Below are 17,434 nucleotides of genomic sequence, written 5' to 3'. Positions count from 1 at the left end.
TATATGGTCCAGATCACGTTCCTATCCAACGGCGGCATGGTCGCCACCGCGCCGGAAAACAGCAACCTGTTGCGCGTGTCGCTCAAGGAAAAGGGCGGCATCCCGTTCAAGTGCGGGGGCGGCCTGTGCGGCACCTGCAAGTGCCGGATCGAAGAGGGGCTGGAAAACACCGACGCCATCAAGCCGAAGGAGCGCAAGCACCTGCGGCCGGAAGACTTCGAAGCCGGCTACCGCATGGCCTGCCAGACGTTCGTGAATGGAGACGTGAAGGTGTCGTGGGTGGTGCAGAACGGCAAGGGGATCGTAGTCGGCGCGGCGCCGGGCGCGGTGGAAACGGCCACGACGGGATGAGCGGATGGCGGGGGCGCGGCCCGGCGCCGGCGCGGCGGCGGTGACAGCCGCTCGTCAGGGGGCAGGCGCTCAGGCCACCGACGCCTGCTGCGGCGGCTGCTGCGCCTCGGTGTAGGCCTTGGCCGCGTTGTGTACGTGCTGGCTGGCCAGCAGCGCCGCCAGATCGCCGTTGCCCGCGATGACGGCATTCAGGATCTGCGAATGCTCGTCCCAGTTCTGCTTGGCGCGGCGCATGTTGCTGGGCGCGAACAGCAGGGCGGTGCGATCGCGCAGCGAGCGCATCAGGTCGGTCAGCACCACGTTGCCGCCGATCGTGGCCAGCATTTCATGGAACTGCGAATTGAGCGCCAGGAACTTGTCCAGTTTCTCGTCGCGCGCGGCTTCCGTGCCTTCGCGCAGAAACGCCTGCAGGCGCTCCACCGTCTTTTCGTCGCGGCGCTGCGCGGCCAGCTTGGCGTTCAGGCCTTCCAGCGTGGCGCGCACTTCCACCATGTCGTAGGCCACGGCATCGGACAGCACCGACACCGACGCGCCGCGCCGCGGCTCGATCGTGACCAGGCCTTCGGCGGCCAGCGCCCGCAATGCCTCGCGCACCGGGATACGGGATACACCCATTTCTTCGGACAGGCGGCCTTCCACCAGGCGGTCGCCGGGCGTGAACTCGCCGCTCAGGATGCGTTCGCGCAGCTTGTCGCGGATGACGGCAAACAACTGCGGGTGCTGCTCGCCGATCTTCAGCGGGGAGGAATGCTGCGTCTCGACGGCTTGCGGGCTGACGGGGGAGGTTGTCATGGCGAGCAGGTTTGGCGTAATGGATATAGTCGGCATTGTATTACCGGGTGTAGCCGTCCGTCGCTGGCGGTTTGCCGCATCAGTGCACCCAGAATGACTTCACCAGCACGCCCACCGCGCCCATGGCGCAGGCGACGAGCAGCACACCGCGCACCGCGCGGGGAGGCAGCAGGGTGCGCAGCCGGCTGGAGACGGCGAATCCGGCCAGCAGAAACGGCGCCAGGCTGAGCGCCAGCCCGGCGTGATAGCCCGTGTAGCGCTTGGCCAGCGCCAGCATGGCGAGCGAAAAAATGGATCCCAGAAAGAGCACCATGCCCAGCGTGGCACGCAGCCGCGGCGGCGCGGCGTGCTGCAGCACGATGGCGATGGGCGGGGCGCCCACCGACGTCATCGTGCCCATGATCCCCGAGGCCACGCCCGCCCCGGACACCCGGCCTGGTGTCGCGGAGAACTTCAGTCCCGCCACGCTGAGCGCGACGGCGGCCAGGATCATGCAGGCAAAAAGCACGCCCAGCGCCTGGGGCGCAAAGCGCGCCATGGCGTAGATCGCGATCAGGGTGCCGACGGCGCGCCCGGCCAGGGCGTAGGAGACGGCGGGCCAATCGATGGCGGCCCGCTCGCGCAGGGCGGTCAAGAGCGAAATGAAGCCGCCCAGGGTCAGGAGCGGGCCAGGCGCCAATTGCGGGAAGAACATGGCGGCGACGGGTGCGGCGAACATCGCAAACCCCACGCCGCCCACGCCTTGGGCGACGGCCGCGCCGAACACGACGGCTGCCATGGCGGCGTAATGCCACAGATCGGTGGTTATCAGGGAGGACAACATGCCTGAGGGCTTTGTAATTTATGTATACGATAGTCTATCGATGAATTCGGACGTTAATCGCAAATTTCCAAAAACTCCGGGTAATCCCTTGATTTTCAGCTAAAAATCAGGCTGAAACCCGCACTATCGGTTTCCCTAGGCGGCGCATATTTCGGTTGGTATGGCTTCTAACGAAATATAGTATACCGAGTGTGGCGACCCAACAGCCACGCATACAAGGGGAATAGCGCATGCAATCCGACGTCGTGCTCACTGCCGCTCATTGGATTTACCTGATCAGTGTGGCCGCCATCATCCTGACGATGATCCTGCGCGCCAATGTCGTGGTGCCTTCCGTCATCGGTACGTTCCTGGTCGTGCTGGCGATCACGGGCAATCCGATCAGCGGGCTGATCGGCATCTTTTCCGCCAGCTTCGTCGCCGCCAAAGAGCTCTTCAACATCTTTCTCGTCATCACCTTCATGACGGCGCTTCTCAATTCCTTGAAGACGCTGCAGGCGGACGTGCGCATGGTCCAGCCATTTCGGCGGGTCATGCGGGGCGGGCATTCGTCGTTCGTGATCATCGCCCTCTGTACCTATGTAATCTCGCTGTTCTTCTGGCCCACGCCCGCCGTGCCGCTGGTGTCCGCCATCCTGCTGCCGGCGGCCATCGCGGCCGGGCTGCCGCCACTGGCCGGCGCCATGGCCATCGCGATCGCGGGGCAGGGGATGGCCTTGTCGTCGGATTACGTGATCGGCGTGGCGCCGAGCATCAGCGCCAAGGCGGCGGGGGCGGCCGTCAGCGCCGCCGTCGTGGCCGACCGCGCGCTCGTGCTGTCCTTGATCACCGGCGGGATCGCGCTGGTGGCGGCCTACCTGCTGGTGCGCCGTCACATCGTGCCGGCCGATCCTGCACTGCTGACGGCCTGGCAGGCCCGCGCGCAGGACGGCAGCCTGGCGCGCATGGAACAGGCCGGGTCGTTCGACAAGGCGGAACTTGCCCGCGGCACGATGGGCGCCGATCCCGCGCTGCCCGCCGGCCCCGCGCTGAGCGAGGAAGAGCAGCGCCGTGTCCGCTGGTCGAAGGTATTCGCGGTGGTGACGCCGCTGGCATTCCTGGCCGTGATCGCCGTGATGGTGCTGCCCCGGCTGTTCCCGTCGCTGCCCGCCCTGCGCGGCGGCGATGCGGCGGCGCTGGTCGGCGGCGTCGCCTTCGTGGTGATGATGCTGGTGACGCTGGCCGCCGAAGGCCCTCGCAAGATGCTGGACGTCTGTCCGGAACACGTGACCGACGGCTTCGTGTTCGCCTTCAAGGCGATGGGTTCCGTGCTGCCCATCGCGGGCTTCTTCTTCGTGGGCGCCAATGAGACGGCCGCGCAGATCCTGGGCGTGCCGGCGGCGCAGGCGCCCGGCCTGCTCTTCGAGGTGATCTCCGCCGCACAGCACCTCATCCCGGAAAACCACTTTCTCGTCGCCTTCGGTGTGCTGCTGGTCGGCATGATCACCGGCATCGACGGCTCGGGCTTCGCAGGCCTGCCGCTCACGGGCACGTTATCCGGCGCGCTGGGTCCGGTCGTCGGGGTAGACCCCGCGACGCTGGCGGCGGTCGGCCAGATGGGCGCCGTCTGGACGGGCGGCGGCACGCTGATCGCCTGGTCCTCGCTGATCGCGGTGGCGGGGTTTGCGCGGGTGAATGTGCTGTCGCTGGTGCGCGCGCTGCTGCTGCCCGTGCTGCTGGCGCTCTTCGCCTCGACGATCTGCGCTGTGCTGATCTGGAGTTGAACGGCGCGACGTGACGCGAAAAGGCTCCCGCGCGGGAGCCTTTTTTGCTGACGCTTCAGGTGGGGTTTCCACGGATCGTCGCCTAATGATTAAAGTATACAATATTCTGAACGTAGCCCAGGCGCCTTGCGCCTGCCGCGCCCGCCCAGACTCAATCAAGGAAGCGCTCCCGTGGACGATCTCTCGCAGCAGACCTTTTTGAACTACATCGGCGGCAAGTGGACGCCCAGCGTGTCGGGTAAAACCGCGCCGAACCGCAACCCGGCCGACACGGACGACGTCGTCGGGCAATTCCAGGTCTCCAACGCCGAGGACGCCCGGCAGGCGGTCCTGGCGGCCGAGGCGGCGTTTGCCGCGTGGCGCGACACGCCGATCTCCAAGCGCGCGGCCATCCTGTTCAAGGCGGCCCAGCATCTGGAAGACAACGCCGCGTCGATCGCGCGCGAACTGACCCGTGAAGAAGGCAAGGGCCTGAACCTGGCCAAGGACGAGGTCTTGCGTTCGGCGCAGACGATCCGTTTCTACGCGGTCGAAGGCCAGTCATTCACCGGCGAGACCTATCCCAACGACGATCCGGACATGATCGTCTACAGCCAGCGCGAACCGCTGGGCGTGGTGACGGTGATCTCGCCCTGGAATTTCCCCATCTCGATTCCGGCGCGCAAGATCGCACCGGCCCTCATCACGGGCAACACGGTGGTGTTCAAGCCCTCGTCCGACGCGCCGATGTCGGGCTATCGCCTGACCGAGGCCTTCGTGCAGGCCGGATTGCCGGCCGGCGTGCTGAACTTCCTGACGGGCCCGGCAGGAGCGGTGGGCGAAGCCATCACGGGGGCGAGCCAGGTGCGCGCCATTTCGTTCACCGGCTCCACCGCCGCCGGCGAGCAGATCCATCGCACGGCGGGCCTGACTACCCGGACGCAGATGGAACTGGGCGGCAAGAATCCCTTGATCGTGCTGGCCGACGCCGACCTGGACCGCGCGGTGGACCTGGCGGTCAAAGGCGGTTTCTCGCTGAGCGGCCAGGCGTGCACCGGCACCAGCCGCGTGCTGGTCGACCGCAAGGTCAGCGGCGCCTATACGGAAAAGCTGCTCGCCAGGATCAAAACGCTGACCATCGGCAACGGCCTGGACGGCAATTTCGACCTGGGCCCCCTGGCCACCGCCCGCCAGCTCGACAACGTGCTGGGCTACATCGAACTGGGCAAGCAGGAGGCCACGCACCTTTACGGCGGCGATCGCCTGACGGGCGCGGGTTTCGACCGCGGCTATTACGTCACGCCCGCGCTCTTTGCCGGCGTGACGCAGCAGATGCGCATTGCCCGCGAAGAGATCTTCGGCCCCGTGATCGCGCTGATCGAGGTCGACGGCTATGAAGACGCCATCGCGCAAGCCAACGACACGGAATACGGCCTGTCGGCCGCCATTGCCACCACCGACGCGCGCTACGCGCACCGCTTCGCCCGCGATATCCAGGCCGGCACCGTGAAGATCAACCGCACCACTACCGGCAACCTGATCAACGCGCCGTTCGGCGGGCTGAAGCATTCCAGCACCTCCACATTCCGCGAATCGGGCCGCGTGGGCCTGGAGTTCTACACGCAGATCAAAACCGTCTACCGCGCCGGCTGACGGCTCATCCATCCAAAGAGGCTTTGCACATGAAACAGATCTATCGCCTGGAACTTGAAGAAGCGCGCGTCATGGTGCGCGCCGCCATCGCCAAGTCGCAGGAAATCGGCGTGCTGGAGTCGATCTGCATCGTGGACGACGGCGGCTATCCGATTGCGCTCGAGCGCATGGACGGCGCCCGCATCACGGGTCCGCAGATCGCCTGGAACAAGGCGTTCACCGCCGCCGGGCACAAGCGCTCGACGCACCTTTTCAATACGCCGCCCAACGGCCCCGCGCTGCCCGGCAACGAAGCCTTCGGCATCCAGTGGAGCTTCGACGGCAAGTTTGCGGTGTTCGTCGGCGGCTTTCCCATCGTCGTGAACGGCGAGGTGATCGGCGGCGTGGGCCTGAGCGGCGGCAACGGCGAGCAGGACACCAAAGCAGGTCTTGCGGCACTGGCTGCGCTGGGCGAACTGCTGGAGCCGCGCGGCATGAAAGTGCTGGTGGAAGCGGACATCAAGAAATAGGCGAGGGCGCCATGGCATACCGCGTGCACATCCTGGAAACCGCAGAAGCCTTTGTCGTCGATGAAGGCGAATCCGTGCTGGAAGCCGCGGAGCGTTCGGCGGTGAAGCTGCCGCACGAATGCACGTTCGGCGGCTGCGGCACCTGCCGCATCAAACTCGAATCGGGCACTGTCCAGTATGACGAATTCCCCATGGCGCTGACCCCGGAAGAGGCCGAGCAGGGCTACGCGCTGGCGTGCCAGGCCCGTCCGACGGCCGACCTGTGCATCAGCGTGGCGAGCAGCCGGCAGACCTTCCCTCCCACCCGCCGCATGCCCGCCACGATCCATCGCATCGCCGCGTTCTGTGACGACGTCATCCACCTGACCCTGGCGCTGCCCGGTGAGGGCCTGGATTACGTGCCAGGGCAGTACATGAATGTGGTGCTCCCGGACGGCGAGACGCGCAGCTTCTCCATGGCGTCGGCGCCCGCGGGCAACCTGATCGACTTTCACGTGCGCCGCATTCCCGGCGGCCGCTACACCGACCAGTGGCTGGGGCAGGCCCGCGCCGGCGCGCCGGTGGAGATCGAGGCGCCGCTTGGCGTCTTCAGCTATCACGAGGAAGACTGGCGCCCGCTCATCATGATGGCCACGGGAACCGGCATCGCGCCCATCAAGGCGATTCTTGAATCGCTGCTGGACAACGAGGACTGCCCCCCCGTGACGCTGTATTGGGGCATGCGCACCGAGGCGGACCTGTACCTGCGGGAAGAGATCGAAAGCTGGGCCGGGCGGCTCTATGAATTCAATTTCGTGCCCGTGCTGTCGCGCGCGGGGGCGGACTGGCAGGGGCGCCGCGGCTACGTGCAGCAGGCGGTGCTGGAAGATCACGCGGACCTGTCGGAACATGCGTTCTATCTATGCGGCGCGCCGGAGATGATCCGCCAGGCCAAAAGCCTGTTGGCCGAACGGGGCGCCAGTCTGGATCACCTGTACGCCGACAGCTTCACGTTCCAGCACGCGCTGGCGGCCGCTTGACCGTGGTCGGCCCGTGGAGACGCGCGGCCCCTCGCCGGCCACGATTCGCCGACACCTTGACGCACGGCTAGCGATACACCAGCACCGGCAGCCGCGTGCGCGCCAGCACGCGTTGCGTCTCGCTGCCCAGCAAGAAGCCCGTCATGCCGTGCCGCCCGTGCGAACCCATCACGATCAGGTCGCACCCGGACTTTTGCGCCGTCTCCACGATGGCCTCGTGCGGATGGTCGTTCACCGTGACGATGGCTTCGCAGGGCACCAGCGCGTGCCGCGCCTCGGCTTCAAGCCCGTCCAGATACGCCTGCGCGTTCTTGCGCGCCTGATCGGTGTGATGGCCTTCGGTGGTGCCCAGCATTTCGGCCTGGTAAACCAGCAGATGGTCTTCCGGGATGGCGCGCAGCAGGGTGATGGTGGCGCCCATTTCCTTGGCGAAAACGAGGGCGCGCTTGAATGCCGATTCGGACAGCAGGGAGCCGTCCACGGCGATGAGCAAGTGCCTGTACATGTTGCCTCTCCTTTAGGTAAAGGAATGTCCAGCAACGGCGAATCCAGTATAGGCCTGCGGAAGGGCGCAAGCCAATCCGGCATATGGCGGATCGGCCGGTGTCTGACACCGCCGAGACACCGTCTCAAGATGACGATCTTCTCCCCAGGTCTCAGACACCACGCTCTCTTGCTCGCCGCCGGCGCTTCCAAACCACCAGGGTTAGGCATATATTGTCTTCGCGATATCCGGCGGTTCCCTCCTGGCTTGTGGCGTCTTGCTCTGTGTGCGGAGAACGGAAATGCGGCGACTGCGAACGTGGTTCTTCGGCCTGATTTGCCTGGGGCTGTCACTCTCTTTTCCCGCCATGGCGCAGACCAAGCTGAGCAACGCTCAGCTTGATCAGTTGATGGCGCCCGTGGCGCTCTATCCGGACGCGCTGCTGTCGCAGATCCTGATGGGATCCACGTATCCCGATGACGTCGCGGCGGCGGCCAAATGGTCGGCCGCAAACGCCAACCAGTCCGGCGATGATGCGGTGCGAGCCGTCGACGCCGAAACCTGGGACCCCAGCGTCAAGTCGCTGGTGGCCTTTCCCTCGGTCATGGACATGATGGGCCGCGAGCCCGGCTGGGTGAAGTCCGTGGGCGACGCGTTCCTGGCGCAACCCGAGGCCGTCATGGATTCCGTCCAGCGGCTGCGCACCCAGGCGCAAAAGGCCGGCAACCTGAAAAGCACGCCGCAGCAGACGGTCAAGACCACCACCGCGAATGAAAAGACGGTTGTGGTGATCGAGCCGGCGGATCCTCAAGTCGTTTACGTGCCCAGTTACAACCCCACGGTGGTTTACGGTGCGTGGGCGTATCCGTCGTATCCGCCTTATTACTATCCCCCGCCGCCGGGGTCGGTGTTTGCCAGTTCGCTGGTGGCCGGGATCGGATTCGGCATCGGCGTCGCGGCGATCAATTCGATGTGGGGCGACGCGAACTGGGGGCATGGCGACATCGATATCGACGTGGATCGCTACAACAACATCAACGTCAACAATCGCATCGACCGCAACAACGTCAACAACAACCGGTCGACGTGGCAACACAACGCCGCCAATCGCGGCAACGCACCGTACGCGGACGCTGCCAACCGCCAGCGTTTCGACAGCCAGCGGCAGGCGGGCTTGCAGAACCGTGCGCAGGCGGGCGGCGAAGGGCTTGGCGCGGCGGGCGCGGCGCCGGCAGCCGGGTCACGCGATGCCGCCAGGCAGCGGGCGGCGCAGTCTTTTGAAGGGCGGACCGGGCAGCCGATCGCGGGTCATTCCGGCGCGGACGGCGGACGCGGCCAGGGGGCAGGCCGGGGCGACGGCGCCGCGGGCCGGGGGCAAGGGCAGGGGCCGCAAGCCGGACAGGGCGGGCGGGACCGCGGCGCCGGGACGGCCGGTGTCTCGACCCAGGATCGCGCTCAGAACCGGTCAACCGGTGTCTCGACCCAGGATCGCGCTCAGAACCGGTCAACCGGCGTCTCGACCCAGGATCGTCCGCGCGACGGCGCGTCCAGCGTCGGGACGTCCGGCATCTCGACCCAGGACCGGCAGGCCGCCGCGCAGCGCCAGCGCGCCGACGAGGCGGCCGCGCGCGACCGGGCGCGCGCGTCGAACAGCCACAACGCGCTGAGCGGGGCGGGCGACGGCGACCGCATGCGGCAGCAGAACCAGCGCGGCGAAATGAGCCGCGGCGGCGGGCATCGCAGCACCGGCGCCAGCGCGCCGCATCGTGGCGGCGGGGCAGGCGTCCATCGCGGCGGTGGCGGCGGGCGCGGCGGCGGCGGCCGGAGATAGGCACCATGGACAAGGGACTTTCTATGACGATCGCTCGTTTGCGCGCGCTGTGCGTGGCTTCGGTCCTTGGGCTGGGCGTGGCGGCGCCCGCCATGTCGCAGGCCGTGTATCCCAGCGCCCAGGCGGCGGCGCAGGCGTTTACCGATGCGCTGGCCTTGAACGACGTCGACGCCCTGCGCACTGTGCTGGGTCCGAACCACCGGCAGCTCGTGCCGGGCGGCGTCGATCAGGAAAACATCTATCGCTACCTGGCGGCGTGGGTGCGCAAGCACGACATCGTCGCCGACGGCGGGCGCTCGTGGGTGGCGGTCGGCGATTCCGGGTGGACGCTGCCGGTGCCGCTGGTGCGCGCCGGCCAGGGATGGCGATTCGACCCGGTGGCGGGCAAGGCGGAGATCCAGCGCCGCGCCATCGACCGCAATGAGTTGACCGCGATCGAAACCCTGCAGGAACTTCAGGCCGCGCAGACCCGGTATGCGCAAGGGGTCGGCCAGGGCCGGTACGCCACGCGGCTGGTCAGTCGAGCCGGCGAGCGCGACGGCCTGTACTGGCCCGACGTGCCCGGTGCGCCGCAGCAGGCCTTTGGCCCGGATGCGCTGGCGATGGGGCCCGACGTGCCCGTGGACGACGCGTATTTCGGCTATCGCTACAAGGTGCTGCCGGGTGGCGCGGGCAATACGTACCGCATCGTGGCCTGGCCCGCACGTTACGGGCACACGGGCATCGGCACGTTCGTCGTGGGGCCGGAAGGCGGCGTGCTGGAGAGTGACCTGGGACCGTCCTCGGCCTCCCGCGCGGCGGCCTTGCGAGAAGCCGATATCCGCACTGGAAACTGGGTGGACGCGAACGGTCAGCCGGCGCCTGCCAGGTAGGTTTTTTCAGGGCCGTATGCCGCTTTTCACGCGCCTGTTGCGGGGTCACAACAGGCTTGCGTGTTTGCCGTCAAAGCCTGTCGCCGCGCCGCATTTCCGTCGTCACCTGTGACCCATTTGTCAGGCGCCTGTGCCTAAAATGGCGAGCACCGGGTGCCTGCCCGATTTCCCCTTGCCGGATCTCCAAATTGAACCCCATGTCTTTTGTCCGCTACGCCCTGTTCGGCGTGGGGATGGCGCTTAGCGCCGCGGCGGCTTCCGCCCCGATTTTTGTCCTGAATTCCCTGGACGCCAACGTCAGCATCATCGATCCGGCCACCTACAAGGAACTGCGGCGCGTGCCCACCGGCAAAGAGCCGCATCACCTGTATCTGACGCCCGACGAAAAGTCGCTGATGATTGCCAACGCCACCGGCGATTCCATCACGCTGATGGATCCCAAGACGGGCGAAGTGCAGCGCACGCTGACCGGCATCGTCGATCCCTACCAGCTGCAGTTTTCGCCGGACATGAAGTGGTTCGTCACGGCGGCCAACCGCCTGGACCACATCGACATCTATGCCTGGAAGCCGCTCGAAAAGGGCTTTGACCTGACGCTGGTCAAGCGCATCCAGGCGGGCAAGACGCCCAGCCACATCATGATCGACAAGCACAGCACGACGGCCTACGTCTCGCTGCAGGACAGCGATCAGCTCATCGCCATCGACCTGGCCACGCAGACGCCCAAGTGGACGGTGTCCACGGGCAAGACGCCCGCTGACGTCTTCCTGACCCCCGACCAGAAGACGCTGCTGGTGGCGCTGACCGGCGACTCGTACGTGGAAGCCTATGACGTCAGCAACGGCCCGGCCAAGCTGGTCAAGCGCATCCAGACAGCGGCGGGCGCGCACGCCTTCCGCGCGCAGGGCGACCACCGCCACCTGTTCGTCAGCAACCGCACCGCCAACTCGATCAGCCGCATCGACCTGCAGACGCTGGCCGTCGTCGACACCTTCCCGGTGCCCGGCGGCCCGGACTGCATGGACGTGCTGGCCGACGGCAAGACGCTGCTGGTCACCTCGCGCTGGGCGCGCAAGCTGAAGGTGGTGGACCTGGAGCAGAAGAAGGTCGTCAACCAGGTGCCCGTGGGCAAGTCGCCGCACGGCGTATGGACCCTGAATCATGCGCCGACCCGCTAAGGGCAAAGCCCGGTCCGCGGTCCTGTGCCTGGCATTGGCGACCTCGGTCGCCGGCGCGGCCCCGCAGGCCACCTGCGACAAGCCCGTCTACCTGACGTTCGACACCGGCCACATGGGCGTCGCCCCGCTGGTGGCCGACGTGCTGGCCCGCCATCAGGTCAAGGTCACGTTCTTTCTGGCCAACGAGCGCACGCTGACCGACGGCGCCAGCCTGGACGACGTGTGGGCGCCCTGGTGGAAGGCGCGCGCCGCCGAAGGCCACGCCTTTGCCTCGCACACCTACGACCACGTCTACTGGCAGGGCGACCTGCCGGGCGGCAAGTTCCGCGTCAAGCCCAGCGCCGGGCCCGACGCCGGCAAGCGCGCCGAGTGGACCGCCGAGCAATACTGCGCCGAAATCAAACGCTCCGTCACCCGGTTCCACCAGATGACGGGCAAGAACATGCTGCCGCTGTACCGCGCGCCCGGCGGCAAGACTTCGCCCGCGCTGCTGAAGGCGGCCAAAGCCTGCGGTTTTGAGCACGTGGGCTGGTCGGCGGCCGGGTTCCTGGGCGACGAGCTGCCCAGCGACAAATACCCCAACGCCAAGCTGCTGGACCAGGCGCTGCGCACCATCAAGCCCGGCGACATCCTGCTCGCGCACCTGGGCATCTGGTCGCGCCAGGACCCGTGGGCGCCCGGCGTGCTGGAGCCGCTGATTGAAGGTTTGCAGCGCAAGGGCTATTGTTTTGCCACCTTGAACACCCATCCGGCCTATCGCGACTGGATCGCCACGCATCACTGATCATGGATACGCTTAGCCAACTCTTCGGGGACAGCCAGCAATGGCTCTTCGAGACGGCGATTCAGCCCGCGCTGTTCCATCTGGGCCTGAGCAACTTCATCGAGGACGCCTACGACGCCACCATGTGGCTGCTGGTCGGGCTGATCCAGATCGCGGTGCTGGTGCTGGTCCTGGGACCCCTGCAGCGCCTGCGTCCCGTGGAACCGGTGACCGACCGCCGCCAGATCGGCATCGACGTGCTGTACACGCTGATCCACCGTCTGGGCGCCTTCCGGCTGCTGCTGTTCTTCACCATCGACCCGTTCTGGGACAGCATCTTCGGCCAGCTGCACGTGTGGGGCTTTGCGCCGTTCCAGCTGGATCAGTATTGGCCGGGCGTCACCGACAAGGCATGGGTCAGCCTCATCATCTACCTGCTGCTGTTCGACGCGGTGGATTACTTCTACCATCGCGCGCAACACCGCTTCGGCTGGCTGTGGGCGCTGCATGCCGTGCATCACAGCCAGCGCCAGATGACCATCTGGAGCGACGACCGCAACCACCTGCTGGATGACATGCTGCGCGACGTGCTGGTCGTGTTCGTGTCGCAGCTGGTGGGCGTGCCGCCCGCGCAGTTCGTCATGGTGGTGGCCATCACCCAGCTGGCGCAGAGCTTCTCGCACGCAAATCTGCGCATGCACTTCGGCGCGCTGGGCGAACGCCTCCTGGTCAGCCCGCGCTTTCATCGCCATCACCATTCCATCGCCTACGACGCCTCGTCGCCGGGGCCGGTGGGCGGCTACAACTTCGCCGCGCTGTTTCCGATCTGGGACGTGCTGTTCCGCACCGCGCGGTTTGGGGTGGGCTACGGTTCCACGGGCATCCATGACCAGCAGGCCGAGCTGGGCGGACGCGACTACGGACGCGGGTTCTGGTCGCAGCAATGGCTGGGCATCAAGCGCATGATCGGCCGCGACCGCGAACCGGCCGCCGCGCCGCCGGCCCCGCCGGCGGGAATCGAGCGGGCGTGAAGTCGCGACCGGCAGACCTGTCACACCCTTCTGCATCGACGACTGCTGTTTGAAGGCCTTCGGCACGCGACTCCGCATTTCCGAAGCGCATCGCCGAGGATCAACGCTCTGTCAACGTGGATGCAGGTCAAAGCCCCGCAGGCAACACCGCCGGATCACGTTGGCGCACGGTGTCCAGAAAGCGCTCCAGCAGCTCGTCGCGTTGGCCAAGCGAGGCCAGGAACGCCGGCGTGCAGGTGATCTGCGCGTAGGGGGTCTGCATCAGCGGGTGGTCTATTTGCGCCGGATTGGGTAAGCCGAGCAGATCACGCAAACGTAGGACCGCGAGGATCTCCGTTGGGTGTACGGCCAGGAGCGGCGTGCTGAACTCGAACTCTTCGGCGTTGGTTTCGTGCTCGCGATAGGTGATGGCGATGCGCTCAACGTGGACGTTGCAGGCGGAAAGGAGTGCGGGCAGGAATTTGTCGAGGTCGGGTTCACGCCATTGGGATACCAATGGGGCCCAGGCTGGATCGCGTGGGAGGGCGTGCTTGTCCAGGTCCAGGGGTTGGCCTAGCCAATTGCTGATGATGGTCAGACCGAACCCGGCGTAGCGCAGGGTGGTTCCGATTTCCAAATCGTGGCCACTGCGCACGCCATACCCGCCTTCCAGGCCGGCAAGTGCCGTCAGATACAGACTTTTGGCGACGTCGGGGTGCCCTAACGCGATAGTGCCGAACATCAGGTCGGTATGGCCGTCCAGGTCGCCAATGGCAATCCGCGAGGTTTCCTTCAACCGCTCCATACTCACCGCTGCGGAAGTGGCCCTCCTTCTGAAGCCTGATGCCATGTGAAAAATGGCATTGTTGAGTCGCCCCCTTTTGGCATCCAGAAGTCCCTGGGCGCACATTTGCATTCCGTACTTGTACAGATCTATTGCCGCCAAGCCTGGCTCGTCGCTCTCGCCGGACAAATAACGGTTCAAGCGTTCACTCGGCGGCCACATGTCTTTCGCCCATTCTTCAACTTTGGGCAAAGTCTTTTCCAGTCGGGATTTCGTTCTCTTTTGTTCCATGTCACATTCCAGGCCAATCGTTGAGCTGAATACCAGATCCCTGGCCGGCCCCTTTGCCTACCAGGGTGTTGATCTTTCCATTAGCACCGAGAAACACCTGAGCGTGCATGTACTGGATTTTTCCCCGAGTCACAGCGTTCTCAATGATGTCGGCTTTCTCCATAGCGGCAGGGTCCAGCTCCAACACCCTTTCACGCCTCCAGTGTGGTCCTCCTCGCTGAGCCAAGTACGTCACCCGCTTAGCGTTGTATTCCCCACCCAATCTCTGCGTCTCCCTGGAAAGCTCCGTCGTCCTACTCTTCCCCAACGTCGTCTTGACCTCCACCACGATCAACGTCTCCTCTGTAAACGCCAACGTCTTGTACTCAGACGACCCCCGTAATCCTTCGATGTGATCCCGCGCCTCGGCCTTTGGCACGCGGATCTGCATTTCCGGTGGCGGCGGCACCCTGACCAGCATGTCGAGTCCGTGGCCGCTCCTGTTCTTCAGGCCAAACATGCTGGGGCCATCATTCTTCAGGTTGTAGCCCAGGATGTTCTCCGGCTTTACGCCCCAGTGGCGCACCATCCCCGCCGCGAAGATCTCCTCGCCCGCATCGCCCACTACGTTCCGAAGGCCTCTGCCCTTACGCGCGGTATTGATCATCACCGCACGCAGTGCGATCCGCTCCCGAACGCGATTGACGATGATGGAAAAATCACCCGAGCCCGTCTTCGCATCAACGTTCAACCTGGATTTATTGGTATCCGGCGAATAGGTTTCGACTACCCGCATGCTGCCGCCGCCGGGGATATGCTCGCGGGTGTCGACCACCGTTTCCAGCACCGTCGCCTCGCCATGCTTATGCTGGCCCAGCCGCCTGAGCTTTTCCTCGCTCAGCATCTTGGTGTCCACCCTCACCGCCTTGTTGCCGACCTGGCGCATCATCCAGCGGGCGGATCCGAAGACGGACGGCGTGAGCATCGCCAGGTTGATGCTCATGAAGACCTGCTTGCCGCGCTCTTCGGCGGTTTTGGGATCGGACAGCGCGGCAAGCGATTCGAAGAATTTCTCGCCGATGCTCAATCCTTCGCCGGTGATCATCCGGCTTGTGCCATCCGCCATTGCATCGACCGCCAGTGCACGATCAATGGCCACGAAGAGATAGCGCAGGCCCGAGGCGGCCCCGCGCACGCCCAGCGCGAGTTGGCCGGCGACGGGCGCAAATGCCAGCAATGCCGTGGCGACCTCGAAAAAACCCTTGATGGCCTCCCAGATGTGGATCTTCGCCTTGGCGCGCTCAAAGCCGGCGGCCAGATCCTTGGCCGCCCGGTCGATGAGGTACAAACCCGTTGGGATGTCCCACGTGAACGGCATGCTGTGACTTATCTGGCCATCTTCACCGATGTACTCGGTGCGGTTGGCAGGCTGCCACGTGACCGTGGTGAAGGTCAGGTAGTAGAGCTTGCCGCCCGCGAACACGAAGTTGCGCTGGATTTGAAACCCGAGGCCGTCGCGCGTTCGCTGGCCGAACTCGTCGAGCACGGCGGGCGACAGCACGTCATCCGCGATCTCGTCGTCCAGGCAGATGATTTCGCATTCCTGCACCGACAGGAACGCGCTGAATTCCGCCAGGCGCGCGTCGCCGTATGCGGTGCCGAATTCGTGCAGCACCCGTAGCAGGAAGGTATCGCGGTAGTTGCGTTCCGTGTTCCGGATCCAGGGGTTGTCCATGAACCACCGGTACGTTGCGGCGGTTCCCTCCGAAGGAATGCCCAGGTACAGGTCTGCATTGCGCGGACCGCCATCTGGGTTCAAGGAAAAGATCGGCCCCGGCATGGGGCATTCGGTGCAGATCTTCTGGGGGGCAGGCAAGGTTCCGTCTGCCGCATCCTGCGCCAGCTTGTTGTAGCTTGCCGCTACGGCATCGTTACTCAATGACCTTCTCCATCAGGGCTTCACGGTGCGAGAGAAAAAATCCTTTCAACTTGTGCTGATAGTCCTGTGGCTGGCTGGCGGCATCGAGCGTCTGCACGAGCCGGGCGAGGAACAGGTTGTTGGAGAACGACTGACCGTAGATCAGCGCGAGCAGAAGGCTTCCATGGAAGTTCTGCAGTTGGAGCCGGTCGAGGTCCCGGATGGCGGCACTGGGCTTGGGCAGCGGTATGCCCTGTGCCTCGTACGCGACCTGGATATGTCCTGGGAGCATTTCCCGGCTGATGGGGGGCAGTCCATTACCAAGGCGAAAGCCGGCTTCGAAACGTTCGAACAGCGGCAGAATCTGGTAGGGCTGACAACCGCGGAGGTGCGCCATCCGCTCGAAGGCAAGCCAGATGTGCTCGGGCGTGAACCGGTCGGGGGGGATGCTCAGCGATTGCACGGCTACGTCGATCAGCTCGGGCAACACGGCCTCCAGCGCTCGGCGCGTATCGAGCACGGCGTCCATGGCCAACGCAATGCGGGCGCCTGGCTCCATGCCCGGCGCGTCCAGATACTTGTCGATTTTTCCCAGGAAAAACGGATCCTGATCCCACAAGGTGCCGAGCAGCAAGCCGGTAAGAATATGAAAGCTGTAATAGCCGCCTTCGCCAAAACCGCTCTCGATGGCCTGCCGCCCCGCGGCTTGAACATAGGGTTCGACCAGTGCCTGCGACGCAGGCAATCGAGGCAGTACCGCTGCCAGGGCGCCGCGGATGTACTGAATCAATTGGCGGTCGGTTTCGCGAGTTGCCGCCAGCTCAAGTTGTTTTCTATTGAGGGTGAGCAGGGCCATTACGTCTGCCCCGATTCAGGAGGCGCGTCTGTCCAGAGGAGATATCCGTCGCGGCCCGGATGGTCCCAGCCTTGCTCGAAGATCGGCGCGACTTGCCGCGATAAGGCAATGCTCGGCGCGTGAAGATGGAAAGCCTCGACGCCCTTGTGGCCAAACAGCCTCGTCAGGACTTCGGGCGCGTGGGCGATGGAGTCGATGTAGAGACGTAGCGCCGCGGGATCACCCAAGCGCAGGTAGTAGCGGCTGTCGCGCTCCTGGAATTTGGTGAATCGGCGCAGGCGTGATGCGATGGCATCGATGTCATCGCGAGCGAGCAGGACGGTCAGCGAAAATGTGCTGATCGTGCTGCCCAGCCAGTGGCCAAAGGCTGACTCGGCATGAGCCTGAAACAGGCACGGCGCATGTTGCTCCAGCGCGCTTTGCGCTTCCAGCTTCCACAACAGCCGGTAGGGTTGATCGTGAAACTCCAGCCGGGCGCGCAGCTCAGGATGCGCCGACATCTCCGCAAGAAAGAGGACGCGGGCGCCGCGCGACGACGCATCGATGCCCCGGTCCGCAAGCCAATGGTGCAGGTTCATC

Annotated in this window: 17 protein-coding genes; 10 read left to right on the top strand and 7 right to left on the bottom strand. The window is 65.3% G+C overall.

Going from position 1 to position 17,434, the window contains the following annotated elements:
- The first annotated feature begins 3 nt into the window (after positions 1-3).
- Positions 4-351 carry a 2Fe-2S iron-sulfur cluster-binding protein gene (locus B3098_RS14100; RefSeq protein ID WP_175123763.1) on the top strand — a complete coding sequence of 116 codons (348 nt, stop codon included), beginning with the start codon at positions 4-6 and terminating at the stop codon, positions 349-351.
- 69 nt (positions 352-420) lie between these two features.
- Here B3098_RS14100 and B3098_RS14095 read toward each other — a convergent pair whose 3' ends face one another.
- Entirely contained in the window at positions 421-1,143 is a 723-nt protein-coding gene (locus B3098_RS14095; RefSeq protein ID WP_105237069.1) for a GntR family transcriptional regulator, read from the bottom strand.
- Positions 1,144-1,222: 79 nt separating this feature from the next.
- Positions 1,223-1,966, bottom strand: a complete 744-nt coding sequence (locus B3098_RS14090) for a sulfite exporter TauE/SafE family protein (protein ID WP_175123762.1) — start codon at positions 1,964-1,966, stop codon at positions 1,223-1,225.
- Between the two features lie 230 nt (positions 1,967-2,196).
- Here B3098_RS14090 and B3098_RS14085 point away from each other — a divergent pair, with 230 nt between their 5' ends.
- The 4 genes from B3098_RS14085 to B3098_RS14070 all read left to right on the top strand — a co-directional run bounded on the left by B3098_RS14085 (position 2,197) and on the right by B3098_RS14070 (position 6,889).
- Positions 2,197-3,729 (top strand): hypothetical protein, encoded by a 1,533-nt coding sequence (locus tag B3098_RS14085; RefSeq protein ID WP_286897183.1) that lies wholly within the window; start codon positions 2,197-2,199, stop codon positions 3,727-3,729.
- Between the two features lie 171 nt (positions 3,730-3,900).
- Entirely contained in the window at positions 3,901-5,361 is a 1,461-nt protein-coding gene (locus B3098_RS14080) for an aldehyde dehydrogenase family protein (protein ID WP_286897181.1), read from the top strand.
- 29 nt (positions 5,362-5,390) lie between these two features.
- Complete coding sequence (locus tag B3098_RS14075) at positions 5,391-5,870, top strand: GlcG/HbpS family heme-binding protein (protein WP_056319338.1); 480 nt, start codon at positions 5,391-5,393, stop codon at positions 5,868-5,870.
- Between the two features lie 11 nt (positions 5,871-5,881).
- Positions 5,882-6,889 (top strand): 2Fe-2S iron-sulfur cluster-binding protein, encoded by a 1,008-nt coding sequence (locus B3098_RS14070; protein WP_286897179.1) that lies wholly within the window; start codon positions 5,882-5,884, stop codon positions 6,887-6,889.
- 67 nt (positions 6,890-6,956) lie between these two features.
- On the opposite strand, the gene B3098_RS14065 is transcribed toward B3098_RS14070, so the two are convergent.
- Entirely contained in the window at positions 6,957-7,394 is a 438-nt protein-coding gene (locus B3098_RS14065) for a universal stress protein (protein ID WP_175123758.1), read from the bottom strand.
- Between the two features lie 280 nt (positions 7,395-7,674).
- On the opposite strand from B3098_RS14065, the gene B3098_RS14060 reads away from it, so the two are divergent.
- The 5 genes from B3098_RS14060 to B3098_RS14040 all read left to right on the top strand — a co-directional run bounded on the left by B3098_RS14060 (position 7,675) and on the right by B3098_RS14040 (position 13,048).
- Positions 7,675-9,204, top strand: coding sequence for a DUF3300 domain-containing protein (locus tag B3098_RS14060; RefSeq protein WP_286897176.1), 1,530 nt, complete (start codon positions 7,675-7,677; stop codon positions 9,202-9,204).
- A 23-nt stretch (positions 9,205-9,227) separates the two neighbouring features.
- The gene (locus B3098_RS14055; RefSeq protein WP_286897173.1) at positions 9,228-10,076 is read left to right on the top strand and encodes a DUF2950 family protein; all 849 of its coding nucleotides are present in this window, start codon (positions 9,228-9,230) and stop codon (positions 10,074-10,076) included.
- 197 nt (positions 10,077-10,273) lie between these two features.
- Positions 10,274-11,254, top strand: a complete 981-nt coding sequence (locus B3098_RS14050) for a YncE family protein (protein WP_286897265.1) — start codon at positions 10,274-10,276, stop codon at positions 11,252-11,254.
- A complete protein-coding gene (locus B3098_RS14045; RefSeq protein WP_286897171.1) occupies positions 11,238-12,038 on the top strand; it encodes a polysaccharide deacetylase family protein in 801 nt (266 codons plus the stop codon). The genes B3098_RS14050 and B3098_RS14045 overlap by 17 nt, the downstream gene beginning before the upstream one ends.
- A 2-nt stretch (positions 12,039-12,040) precedes the next feature.
- A complete protein-coding gene (locus B3098_RS14040) occupies positions 12,041-13,048 on the top strand; it encodes a sterol desaturase family protein (RefSeq protein ID WP_286897169.1) in 1,008 nt (335 codons plus the stop codon).
- A gap of 127 nt (positions 13,049-13,175) precedes the next feature.
- Here B3098_RS14040 and B3098_RS14035 read toward each other — a convergent pair whose 3' ends face one another.
- Genes B3098_RS14035 through B3098_RS14020 form a run of 4 tightly spaced genes read right to left on the bottom strand, consistent with a single transcriptional unit; the run spans position 13,176 to position 17,433 of the window.
- Positions 13,176-14,102 carry a hypothetical protein gene (locus tag B3098_RS14035; RefSeq protein WP_286897167.1) on the bottom strand — a complete coding sequence of 309 codons (927 nt, stop codon included), beginning with the start codon at positions 14,100-14,102 and terminating at the stop codon, positions 13,176-13,178.
- Between the two features lies 1 nt (position 14,103).
- Positions 14,104-16,020, bottom strand: a complete 1,917-nt coding sequence (locus B3098_RS14030; RefSeq protein WP_286897165.1) for a hypothetical protein — start codon at positions 16,018-16,020, stop codon at positions 14,104-14,106.
- On the bottom strand, positions 16,013-16,855 hold the full coding sequence (locus B3098_RS14025) for a hypothetical protein (protein ID WP_286897163.1): 843 nt from the start codon (positions 16,853-16,855) through the stop codon (positions 16,013-16,015). Before B3098_RS14025 ends, B3098_RS14030 begins: the two co-directional genes overlap by 8 nt.
- Positions 16,855-17,433: a DUF4123 domain-containing protein gene (locus tag B3098_RS14020; protein ID WP_286897161.1), complete on the bottom strand. Its 579-nt coding sequence runs from the start codon at positions 17,431-17,433 to the stop codon at positions 16,855-16,857. The genes B3098_RS14025 and B3098_RS14020 overlap by 1 nt, the downstream gene beginning before the upstream one ends.
- Position 17,434: the final 1 nt, after the last annotated feature.

The sequence above is a fragment of the Achromobacter sp. UBA2119 genome (assembly GCF_002331005.1).
In the GTDB taxonomy this organism is placed as follows: Bacteria; Pseudomonadota; Gammaproteobacteria; order Burkholderiales; family Burkholderiaceae_B; genus Achromobacter; species Achromobacter animicus.
The sequence above is the reverse complement of the archived record's forward strand: the minus strand, read 5'-3'. Positions and strand labels throughout refer to the sequence as shown.

Excerpts from the sequence above, each read along its gene's own strand:
- B3098_RS14055 (WP_286897173.1), top strand. The coding sequence starts at position 9,228 with ATGACGATCGCTCGTTTGCGCGCGCTGTGCGTGGCTTCGGTCCTTGGG.
- B3098_RS14040 (WP_286897169.1), top strand. The coding sequence starts at position 12,041 with ATGGATACGCTTAGCCAACTCTTCGGGGACAGCCAGCAATGGCTCTTC.
- B3098_RS14075 (WP_056319338.1), top strand. The coding sequence starts at position 5,391 with ATGAAACAGATCTATCGCCTGGAACTTGAAGAAGCGCGCGTCATGGTG.
- B3098_RS14100 (WP_175123763.1), top strand. The coding sequence starts at position 4 with ATGGTCCAGATCACGTTCCTATCCAACGGCGGCATGGTCGCCACCGCG.
- B3098_RS14095 (WP_105237069.1), bottom strand. The coding sequence starts at position 1,143 with ATGACAACCTCCCCCGTCAGCCCGCAAGCCGTCGAGACGCAGCATTCC.
- B3098_RS14020 (WP_286897161.1), bottom strand. The coding sequence starts at position 17,433 with ATGAACCTGCACCATTGGCTTGCGGACCGGGGCATCGATGCGTCGTCG.
- B3098_RS14090 (WP_175123762.1), bottom strand. The coding sequence starts at position 1,966 with ATGTTGTCCTCCCTGATAACCACCGATCTGTGGCATTACGCCGCCATG.
- B3098_RS14025 (WP_286897163.1), bottom strand. The coding sequence starts at position 16,855 with ATGGCCCTGCTCACCCTCAATAGAAAACAACTTGAGCTGGCGGCAACT.
- B3098_RS14045 (WP_286897171.1), top strand. The coding sequence starts at position 11,238 with ATGCGCCGACCCGCTAAGGGCAAAGCCCGGTCCGCGGTCCTGTGCCTG.
- B3098_RS14085 (WP_286897183.1), top strand. The coding sequence starts at position 2,197 with ATGCAATCCGACGTCGTGCTCACTGCCGCTCATTGGATTTACCTGATC.
- B3098_RS14050 (WP_286897265.1), top strand. The coding sequence starts at position 10,274 with ATGTCTTTTGTCCGCTACGCCCTGTTCGGCGTGGGGATGGCGCTTAGC.
- B3098_RS14060 (WP_286897176.1), top strand. The coding sequence starts at position 7,675 with ATGCGGCGACTGCGAACGTGGTTCTTCGGCCTGATTTGCCTGGGGCTG.
- B3098_RS14035 (WP_286897167.1), bottom strand. The coding sequence starts at position 14,102 with ATGGAACAAAAGAGAACGAAATCCCGACTGGAAAAGACTTTGCCCAAA.
- B3098_RS14070 (WP_286897179.1), top strand. The coding sequence starts at position 5,882 with ATGGCATACCGCGTGCACATCCTGGAAACCGCAGAAGCCTTTGTCGTC.
- B3098_RS14065 (WP_175123758.1), bottom strand. The coding sequence starts at position 7,394 with ATGTACAGGCACTTGCTCATCGCCGTGGACGGCTCCCTGCTGTCCGAA.